Genomic DNA, 9,817 nt, shown 5'->3' on the forward strand with positions numbered 1-9,817 from the left:
TCAGGCCCGGGGCAGGCCGAGCATCCGCTCGGCGATGATGTTGCGCTGGATCTCGTTCGAGCCGGCATAGATCGGTCCGGCCAGGGAGAAGAAGTAGCCATCGAGCCACTTGCCGACGTCGCCGGCGGCCGGCGCGGTGCGCAGCAGCTCGCCGCGGGCCCCCAGGATCGACAGGGCCGTCCTGTGCAGCGCGATGTCCATCTCGGACCAGAAGATCTTGTTGGTGCTCGCTTCCGCGCCGATCTGCCCTCCGGCCGCGAGGCGGGACGCGGTGCTGTAGATGGACAGCGCGTAGGCCTCCGCATCCATGAAACCCTGCAGCACGGCAGCTTCCACGGACGGCTCAACGGCGTCCCGGTGAGCGAGGTAGAGCTCGACCAGCTTGCGCGCTGCGACCTGGAACCGGGCCGGCGACCGCAGCATCAGCCCCCGCTCGAAGCCTGCCGTCGCCATGCAGATGGACCAGCCGTCACCCTCGCCGCCCAGCCGGTTGAAGGCAGGAACCTCGACGTCGTCAAGGAAGATCTCGGCGAACCCCGTTTCGCCGTCGATCTGCGGGATCGGCTGGACGCGCACCCCCTTCGCAGTCAGCGGGAAGAAGATGAGGGACAGCCCCTTGTGCCGTTGCGACCCGGGATCCGTCCGGAACAGGCCGAACGCCCAGTCGGCGAACGCCGCGCGCGACGACCAGATCTTGTGGCCCTTCAGGACATAGGTGTCGCCGACGCGGGTGGCCGAGGCGGCGACGCCGGCGAGGTCGCTGCCGGCCTGCGGTTCGGACCAGGCCTGCGCCCAGATTTCGTCACCGGCGGCCATGGGCGGCAGGAAGCGCGCCTTCTGCTCGGCCGTGCCGTATTCCATGAGCGTGGGACCGAGCAGGAAGATGCCGTTCTGGTTCACCCGCAGCGGCGCGCCCGAGCGATAGTACTCCTCTTCGAAGATCAGCCACTGGATGAGGTTCAGCGCGCGTCCGCCATAGGCCTGCGGCCACGTCACCATGCCCCAGCGGCCGGCATCGAGCCGGCGCTCCCAAGCGCGGTGCGCCTCGAAGCCTTCGCGCGACGCATCGAAAGAGGGCAGCGGTTCGGCCGGAATGTTGCTCTCCAGCCACGTCCGCACCTCGTGCCGGAACTGCTTTTCCTCGGCGCTGTAGGTGAGATCCAACGGTACGATCCTCGTCCGGGCCTGGCAGGCGGCGCCTAGCCGCCCTCGGCCTGCTTCTTGTTGGCAGCCGCCATGCTCCTCGCATCCTGTCCGCCGAGACGATCGCCGGTCGTCAGGTCGTTCTGGGCATGCGCGAAGTGGTGCATGTGGTAGTGAGCGTCCATCGCCGTGCGCTTCCCGCGCAGGTCCTCGACGTGATTGATCGCCTGCTTGCCGAGCCAGAGACCCAGGCGAGGATAGGCCGCGAGCTTCGTGGCCATGGTCCTGCCGGCCTGCTCGAGTACCTCGCGGTCGACCACCTGGTTGACCATGCCGAACTGCAGGGCGCGCTGGGCGCTGAGCCGCTCCCCGAGCAGCAGGAATTCCTTGGCGACGCGCGTCGGCAACTCGAAGCCGTGCGCGAAGTACTCCACGCCGGGGATCCCCATGCGGATGACCGGGTCCTGGAAGAACGCGTCCTCGGTCGCGACGATGAAATCACACACCCAGGCCAGCATCAGCCCGCCCGCGATGCAGGCTCCCTGCACGAGCGCGATCGTCGGCTTGGGGATGTCGCGCCAGCGCCGGCACATGCCGAGATAGACCTCGTGCTCGCGGGTGTAGAGCATCTCGGCAGCAGGCTTGTTGACGTGATCGGCCCACAATAGTCGCCGCTCGAAGCTCTTGTTCACGTCCCGCCCTGGCGATCCGATGTCGTGCCCCGCAGAGAAGTGCTTGCCGGCCCCCTTGAGTATGATGACTCGGATGGAATCGTCGTCGACGGCACGCTGGAACGCGTCGTCGAGCGCGTAGGTCATCTGGGAGTTCTGGGCGTTGTTGAAGGCGGGACGGTTGAGCGTGATCCAGGCGATCGGACCCTCGGCCTCGTAGAGCACCGGTTGGTCGGTCTCGTAGGTGATGTCAGCAGTCCGCGGCTCCACCAAATCCGTCATCGTCAGACCTTTCCTGGATGATCGACCGTAGAATCCGGCCTTGGGCCGGCAATCGTCCAAAGAGACTACCGGTTCGGACGTTGCAACGCCCGGGAAGCCGGGTCAGCCGTTGTCGGCCAGGATGGTCGCGACCGCGGCACGATCCTCCGCCGACAAGGTCCAGCCTGCGGCCGCGGCATTCGCCGTCGCCTGTTCGGGCCGGGTGGCGCCAGCGATGATGCTGGCCACGAGCGGCTCCGCCCTAAGCCACGCGAAGGCAAGTTCGAGGATCGAGTGGCCGCGGTCCTGCGCAAAGGCGATCAGACGCTCGACCACCGCCAGGCGCTGGTCCGTCAACCCGCCCTTGAAATAGGCGAGGCTCATGCGCGTATCGTCCGGGATCGCCTGGCCCTGTCGGTACTTGCCGGTGAGCAGGCCGGAGGCCAGCGGGAAATAGGGGAGGAGGGACAGGCCGGTGGCGCGCAGTGCCGGGAAGAGGGTGCTCTCCGCGCCTCGGGCCAGCATGTTGTATTCGGCCTGAGTCGACAGGAACCGGTTCAGGCCCCAGTAGCGCGACGTCCAGTTCGCGTCGACGACTTGCCAGGCGGCGAGGTTCGAGCAGCCGATGTAGCGCACCTTGCCCTGGCGCACGAGATCGTCGAGGGCCCGGAGCGTTTCCTCGATCGGCGTCGCGGGATCGGGGAAGTGATACTGGTAGAGGTCGATGGTGTCGGTCTTCAGCCGACGCAGGCTGTCTTCGACGGCCTGCATGATGTAGCCGCGCGACCCGTTGTAGCGGCTGCTCTTCTCGCGGTTCATCGGGGAGGCGAACTTGGTGGCCAGGACGATGTCCTTGCGGCGCGCACCCAGGACCTCGCCGAGCGTGATCTCCGATCCCCCGTTGGCGCCGTAGCTGTCGGACGTGTCGAAAAGGGTGATGCCGGCGTCGAGCGCGGCATGGATCACCTTGCGGGATCCCTCGAGGTCCAGCGACTTAATCATGCCGCCGAAATTGTTGCACCCGAGCCCGACGACGGACACTTCGAGGCCGGAGCCTCCGAGGTAGCGCTTCTCCATCGACCTTCTCCTGTCCTGCCTGGACGCTGTCAGTGGTGGGCCCGAATGAGATCGGACGCTTTCTCGCCGATCATGATCGAGGCCGCGTAGGTGTTCCCGTTGACGAGCACGGGCATGATCGAGGCGTCGGCGACGAAGAGGTTCTCGACGCCGCGCACGCGCAGCTGCGGGTCCACCACGGCGTCGTCGTCGCTCCCCATGCGGCAGGTCCCGACCGCGTGGTAGTGCGTCACCGTGGTCGCCCGGATGTCGTCCTCGATGTCGGACACCGTGGGTGTCGGGCGGGCTGGCTGCATGACGCGGCTGATCATCCGGCCGAGGGGGGGCGACGCCACGATCTCGTGGACGCGCCTCGCGCCGCGCGCCAGGATGCCGATGTCCCGCGGATCGGAGAAGTAGTTGGGCGAGATCGCGGCCTTGGCGAGCGGGTCGGCGGACTGCAGGCGCACCTCGCCGCGGCTGAAGGGTGAACCGTGGTTGAGCAGAAGCGTGAAGCCGTGTTCCGTCGGGAGGATGCCCAGCACGCCCGGACGCCTGCGGACCACGATCGCCGGCGCCATGCAGACCTGGATTTCGCTGGCTGGGTCGCCCGGATCCGCGTGGAAGAAGCCCGAGGTCGGGAACAGCCCCCGCGAGAAGACGCCCTTTCTGGTGAGCGCGTAGCGCAGGCCGGCTTTTACCGCGCCCAGCGGCCTCGCGTAGGTGTACGCGCTGACGGGCTCGCTGACGGCGAACATCAGCTTGTACATCGGATGGTTCTGCAGATTGCGGCCCACCGCCGGCCGTTCGACCTGCGTCTGGATGCCGTGCTTGCGCAGGGCCTGCGGATCGCCGATGCCCGACACCATCAGGAGCTGCGGCGAATTCACCGCGCCCCCGCACAGGACGACTGCCCGGCTCGCACGGACTTGGTGCTTCTGGCCGTTCCTGACGAACTCCACGCCGCGCGCCACGCCGCGCTCGAGCACGATCCGGGCGACGGCTGCGTCCAGTTCGACCGTTATGTTGCCCCTGCGCAGCGCGGGCCTGAGGAACGCGTGCGAGGTGCTGGATCGTCGCCCGTTCCCGATCGTCATGTCGACGTGCCCGAAGGCCTCCGGGACATCGGCATTGAGATCGCCCACGACGGGGAAGCCTGCCGCGGCGGCAGCATCGAGAAAGGTGTCGCACACCGGCGCGGTGCCCTGTCCCGCCGAAACCTGGAGGGGACCACTGCCGCCGTGGAGCTCGCTTTCGCCGCGCTCGTTTGTTTCCGAGCGCCGAAAGTAAGGCAGGACGCCCGCATAGTCCCATCCGGCGCAGCCCAGCCGCGCCCACCGGTCGTAATCGGTGCGGTGCCCCCGCATGTACATCATGCCGTTGATGGATCCGGATCCGCCGAGGATCCTGCCCTGCGCCCAATAGAGGCGACGCCCTCCAAGTTCGGCGACGGGCTCGGTCTCATAGGACCAGTTGAACCGCGGATCCGTCCCGGTCGCAACGTTGGCGGCGGGAAGACGCAGGATGGGGTTCCTGTCGCTCCCGCCGGCCTCGATCAAGACGACCCGCGCGTCCCGAACTTCTCCGAGGCGGGCCGCCACCACGCAGCCCGCGGCACCGGCTCCCACGATCACATAGTCGAACTCTGTCGTCATGAGCCGAACCTGTGCCTCTCGTCGCGCGGCGGAATGCCCTTCGGAGCCGGGAGTGCCGCGTGCCGGCGGGCAAGGGCCGCCAGTACCTCGCGCACCTCCGTTGCCACGACGGGGCAGGACCTACGTGATCCGAGGTCCACGTGGATTGACAGTCCGTCGACGAAGGCGGCGCGCCTGCGCCGGTCGACGTCGATCAGCTCATGCTGGTGATGGATGCGCTTGAAATCCGTCCAGGCGATCCGGCTCTGCACGGCGATGCGGGTGCCCTGCAGCAGCTCGTGTTCGTACCGGACGAATCGCTCCAGGCGATACAGCGAGTGGCCGGTGCGTGCGATGAAGGAATCCTCGATTCCGATCCGCGCGAACAGAGCAAGCTCGGCAAGGTCGAACACGCGATCGTACCAGCTCACGTTCATGTGGGCGTTGGCGTCGATCCAGGCGGCATCGACCTCGCCGGAGTATGTCGTCTCCGGGGAAATGCCTCCCTGCGTCCCTGCCATGGGCGCCATCGCTCAGGTCGCTTCGACGACAGGCTCGCCCGCCAGTCTGGCTTCGAGTTCGTCGGCCCGGCAGCTGAGCTTGACCTGTCCGCGCTCGATGATCATGGCGCGGTCGGCATAGGGCGCCGTCACCGCCAGGTGCTGCTCGACGACCACCACGGCCGTGCCCGTCTCGGCCCACTTGCGCAAGAAGGCCAGGATCGTGGGCAGGAGGGCCTGCGCCAGGCCCATGGACGGTTCGTCGCACAGCAGGACTTTCGGCCGTGCGATGAAGGCCTGCCCGAGCGCGAGCATCTGCTGCTGCCCGCCCGACAGGTCCCGGGCGAAGCGGCGATGCTTCTCCTTTAGGATCGGGAAGATCGTGTAGATCTCCTCGACGGCGCGCTCGAAGCCGGCCCGGTCTCCGCGCCGTGCCGCGGCACCCATGCGCAGGTTGTCGAAGACGCTGAGCTCCGGAAAAACGCGGTGGCCGTCGAGGACCAGGCGCAGTCCCATCTGCGCCGCGGTCTCGGGCGCAATCCCTGTGATGGGCTTTCCGTCTAGCACCACGGTGCCGCTGTCCGGCTTGTTGAAGCCGGCGATGGCCCTGAGCAGCGTCGACTTGCCGGCTCCGTTCTCGCCTCCGATGAGCAGGATCTCTCCGGGGTTGGCGGCCAGCGACACGCCGCGCAGGACCGGAACGGTCCCATAGCCGGCGACAAGGTTGGTGACTTCAAGCATGCCGCGCTCCGACGAACATATGCTGGACGGCCGGGTCCTTGGCCACCGCCACCGGCGCCCCAGAGGCCACGACCTTCCCCTGCTCGAGCACGGTGATGGTGTCGGCGATGTTCCAGACGAGATCGAGGTCGTGCTCCACGACAATGACGGTCTTCCCCATCTTCCGGCTGAGGAACCGGACGAGCTCGGCGAAATGCTGCCGTTCGCTTTGCGAGAGGCCGGCCGCCGGTTCGTCGAGGAGTACGATCGACGCCTCCTTCAGCACCGTGCGCATCACTTCCACCAGGCGACGCTGGCCGTGGGAGAGCAGGGCCGCGCTGTCCTCGCCGACGGCCTCTTCGAGCCGCGCTGCGAGGGCCGCCACCTCGGCGCTCGGGTTTTCCGTGCGCGCGTCCAGTCCGATCCTGAGGTTGTCCCACAAGGACATCTGCGGAAAGATCCGCGGCGTCTGGAACGTCCGTCCCAGTCCCATCGTCGAAATCCGGTCGGCCGCCATCGTGGTTGCGTCGATGCCGTTGATCTTGAACGACCCCTTGGTCAGGCGGCTCAATCCCGTCAGCACGTTGAGGAGGCTGGTCTTGCCGGACCCGTTCGCTCCGATGAGGCCATGAACCTCGCCCTTGCGGACCTTCAGGTTCACGGAGTCGATCGCCACGACCTCGCCGAACTTCTTCGTTCCGCCGATCACCTCGACGATGACCTCGTCCTGCGGCCTGGAAGTCAAGGAACGCCGATCGAGGTCTGCCAGGAAGTTGTCGATCCGGAACGCCTTTTCTCCTCCTCCGGTGCTCCGGCGCCGCGCCCGCAGGCGTTCGAGCGAGCCAACGATCCCGTCGGGAAAGATCATCACGGCCAGAAGGGTGAGGCAGCCATAGGCCAGCAGCCGGTACTCGATGAACTGCGCCAGCAGGATGTTGGGCAGGATGTAGACGATCCAGATGCCGACGACCGGCCCCAACATCTGTCCCCGACCGCCGACGACGACGGCGAAGAAGAAGATGAAGGACATCTCGATGTTGAAGCCCTGCGGGCTCACGAACACCACGGCCGGCAGGTAGAGGAGGCCGGCGACGCCCGTGCCGACGGCGGCGATGAGGAAGGCGATGAAGCGCATCACGCCCGGCCGGATGCCCAGCGCCCGTGCCGCCTCGGGACTCAGCGCGGCGACGAACATGCTGCGACCGAGCCGCGACCTGCGGATGGCATAGTGGGTCACGAGCGCCAGCATCGGAAAGATCGCAATGGCGAGCCCGATGAGGGACAGGCCGAACGCCCGCTCCTGCGTGAGGAACGGGATCTTGACGTTGATCCCGTTGATGCCGTTCGTCCACTTGTCGAGCGTGACGAGAAGCTGCGGAAACACGATCGCCGCGCTCATCGTCACGAAGCCGAGGTGGAACCCTTGGACGCGCAAGGCAGGAAGGGCGAACAGCAGGCCGCCGACCATGGCCGCGCCGATGCCGAAGACGGCTGCGGCGGCGAGCGGCCAGCCATTGAGCCCATAGACGATGGCGGCGCCGTAGGCCGACATCCCCAGCAGGGCGCCTTGGCCGAACGACTTCTGCCCGGCGTCGACGAAGAGGAAATTCTGGAAGATCGCGACGCCGATGTAGATGTTCACGAGCTGGAATGTGTGGATCCAGTACTCGTTGCCCAGCAGGGATGGCCCAAAGCCGGTGAGGGCGATGAGGGCGATGCCGATCCAGACCTGCGGCAGATCGGAGTTGAACCGGCCGGCCTTCCGGCCCGAAACACCGCTTGCCGTCATCGCTGCGTGCTTTTCGACGACGGCCATGTCAGACCCGCCGTGCCGTGACGCGGCCGAACAGGCCTTGCGGCCGCAGCATCAGGATGCCGACGAGGAGCAGGAGGGACGCCAGGTCCTGGTAGGCGCCCCCGATCTTGTACGCCGTCAGCATCGCGGTGACCCCGACCAGCGGGCCGCCGATCAGGGTGCCCGCATAGCTGCCGATCCCGCCGACCACGGAAGCGACGAACCCGTTGAGGACGTACCGCAGTCCTGCGTCCGGGTTTACCGAGATGACCGGTGCCACCAGGAACCCCACCGATCCGACCATGAGGCCGCTTATGGCGAAAGCGATAAGCTGCAGCCGGCGGACCGGAAGCCCGGCGGCCCGGGCCGCGTCGAAGTCCTGGGAGAGCGCGCTGATTGCCAGCCCCAGGAACGTCTTGCGCAGGAACAGGCGGAGGGCCACGAACCAGAACAGCATCAGCACGATGGCGAGCCCGTAGGCGCCCGGCGTTCGCGTCCCGAACAGCTGGAAGGGCGGCAGCATGGCCGAGACGGAATAGGCGAACGGACCCTGCGTGATCATCAGCAGGGCGCCAATGATCACGGACACCGACACCGTCGAGATCAGCCAGGAATCCTGTTCGACCGACGACCTCAGCGGCAGCAGCGTCAGATAGCCCTGGAAGGCGACGATCGCGGCGATCCCCAGGCTGCTGACCAGCATCATCGTGAGCCACCAGGGCAGCCCGGTCTGGTTGGCGAAGAAGTAGGCGGCAAATCCCCCGAGGATGAACATGTTGCCCTGGGCGAAATTGAAGATGTTCGTCGCGCCATGCACGATGTTGAAGCTCATCGCGATCGTGGCGAAGATCGAGCCGATCGCGATGCCGCGAATGGCGATGATCAGGATTTCGCTGAGCATGTCGGGCCCCGAGTGGTCGCTGCGCCGCTGAAGGCGCGGTTGCGATCGTCGCTCACTCTGCCGGACATGGCTGGCTGGGCATCGGCCGAATGGACTAGCGGACCGCAGCCTTGCGCAGGTGTTCGTCGAGCAGGCGGCGCGCCCCCGCAAAGGAGCGCCGTACGGCGTCCCCGAGCGGCAGGGCCGCTTGAACCGGTGAAATGATTTCGACGCTCGGTGCCACCGACGCGCCGGCCGCGTCCAGGGCGTCCAGGAAGGCCGCCAGGTCGAAGCTGCCCTCCCCGCACGGAAGCCGGCGCAGGGTATCCTCCTGCAGGGGCCCCTCGATGGTCGCCGCCGCGTCATTGATCTGGATGGAGACGATGCGGGAGGCCGGGATCGCCGTGACATCGCCCAGGGGAATGTGCCCGCGGAACACGTGCCAGCTGTCGATCACGAGCCCGGCGTTGTCGCATCCGTCGATGACGTCGAGGGCCGTCTCCACGTCGCGGACATCGCTCCAGGGCACGATCTCCAGGGCGATGGTCAGGGACTGCGCCGCCGCACGCGCGCACAGTGCCTTGAACCGGGACTTCAGGACGTGGCGCGGGATGCCGCGCCCCTGGAAGTCCGACCCGACGTTTAGGCTCTGCGCGCCGAAGGCCCTGGCCGCGGCGAAGGCCGTCGCCTCATCGGCCTGCGCCACGGCCGCGGCGCTTCCCTCGAGGAACCAGTCGACGAGAAACTCCAGGGAGATGTCTGACATGCCGTGCCGCTGCAGGACCGACCTGAGGTCCACGTCCTGGTGTCCCTCCTGCCGCAGGGCCCGGTAGTCGCGGAAGTGCAGGCACATGCCCGTGTACCCGGCGTCGGCGCATGCCCGCACGCGCTCGGAAAAACCATGCCGCGCGGGCACGGGTCCCCCCGGCATGACGCCGCTGACAGTGTGTGAGCTGCAGATGAGCGCGTCGGTCAGGGCCATGGTTGCACCGTCAGGATGGCAGGTCCCTAGTCTGCTGCTGCCGGAGATGAGCGCCTTCCTTCATATGGACGATGTCCATGGGTCATCCCCGGACGCGTGCGTCACGGGCCAAGTGGCGTCGTCGAGCTGAAGAGTGCAGGACTAGAGCGGTGACCTACTCAGTGGTTGCGTGTCC

General features: G+C 67.1%; 9 protein-coding genes. All 9 read right to left on the bottom strand.

The window, feature by feature from the left end:
- The 9 genes from Q0Q47_RS14690 to Q0Q47_RS14730 all read right to left on the bottom strand — a co-directional run bounded on the left by Q0Q47_RS14690 (position 1) and on the right by Q0Q47_RS14730 (position 9,642).
- On the bottom strand, positions 1-1,164 hold the full coding sequence (locus Q0Q47_RS14690; RefSeq protein ID WP_293861090.1) for an acyl-CoA dehydrogenase family protein: 1,164 nt from the start codon (positions 1,162-1,164) through the stop codon (positions 1-3).
- A gap of 35 nt (positions 1,165-1,199) precedes the next feature.
- Complete coding sequence (locus Q0Q47_RS14695) at positions 1,200-2,096, bottom strand: enoyl-CoA hydratase (protein WP_293861093.1); 897 nt, start codon at positions 2,094-2,096, stop codon at positions 1,200-1,202.
- A gap of 102 nt (positions 2,097-2,198) precedes the next feature.
- Positions 2,199-3,152: an aldo/keto reductase gene (locus Q0Q47_RS14700; RefSeq protein ID WP_293861096.1), complete on the bottom strand. Its 954-nt coding sequence runs from the start codon at positions 3,150-3,152 to the stop codon at positions 2,199-2,201.
- 29 nt (positions 3,153-3,181) lie between these two features.
- Positions 3,182-4,786, bottom strand: coding sequence for a GMC family oxidoreductase (locus tag Q0Q47_RS14705; protein WP_293861099.1), 1,605 nt, complete (start codon positions 4,784-4,786; stop codon positions 3,182-3,184).
- Positions 4,783-5,286 carry a thioesterase family protein gene (locus Q0Q47_RS14710; RefSeq protein WP_293861102.1) on the bottom strand — a complete coding sequence of 168 codons (504 nt, stop codon included), beginning with the start codon at positions 5,284-5,286 and terminating at the stop codon, positions 4,783-4,785. Before Q0Q47_RS14710 ends, Q0Q47_RS14705 begins: the two co-directional genes overlap by 4 nt.
- Before the next feature lie 12 nt (positions 5,287-5,298).
- Positions 5,299-6,006 (bottom strand): ABC transporter ATP-binding protein, encoded by a 708-nt coding sequence (locus Q0Q47_RS14715; protein ID WP_293861105.1) that lies wholly within the window; start codon positions 6,004-6,006, stop codon positions 5,299-5,301.
- Positions 5,999-7,801 (bottom strand): ATP-binding cassette domain-containing protein, encoded by a 1,803-nt coding sequence (locus tag Q0Q47_RS14720; RefSeq protein WP_293861108.1) that lies wholly within the window; start codon positions 7,799-7,801, stop codon positions 5,999-6,001. Before Q0Q47_RS14720 ends, Q0Q47_RS14715 begins: the two co-directional genes overlap by 8 nt.
- Before the next feature lies 1 nt (position 7,802).
- Positions 7,803-8,681: a branched-chain amino acid ABC transporter permease gene (locus tag Q0Q47_RS14725; RefSeq protein ID WP_293861111.1), complete on the bottom strand. Its 879-nt coding sequence runs from the start codon at positions 8,679-8,681 to the stop codon at positions 7,803-7,805.
- 94 nt (positions 8,682-8,775) lie between these two features.
- On the bottom strand, positions 8,776-9,642 hold the full coding sequence (locus Q0Q47_RS14730; protein WP_293861114.1) for a TIM barrel protein: 867 nt from the start codon (positions 9,640-9,642) through the stop codon (positions 8,776-8,778).
- Positions 9,643-9,817: the final 175 nt, after the last annotated feature.

The sequence above is a fragment of the uncultured Alsobacter sp. genome (assembly GCF_945952055.1).
Lineage (GTDB): Bacteria > Pseudomonadota > Alphaproteobacteria > Rhizobiales > Beijerinckiaceae > Alsobacter.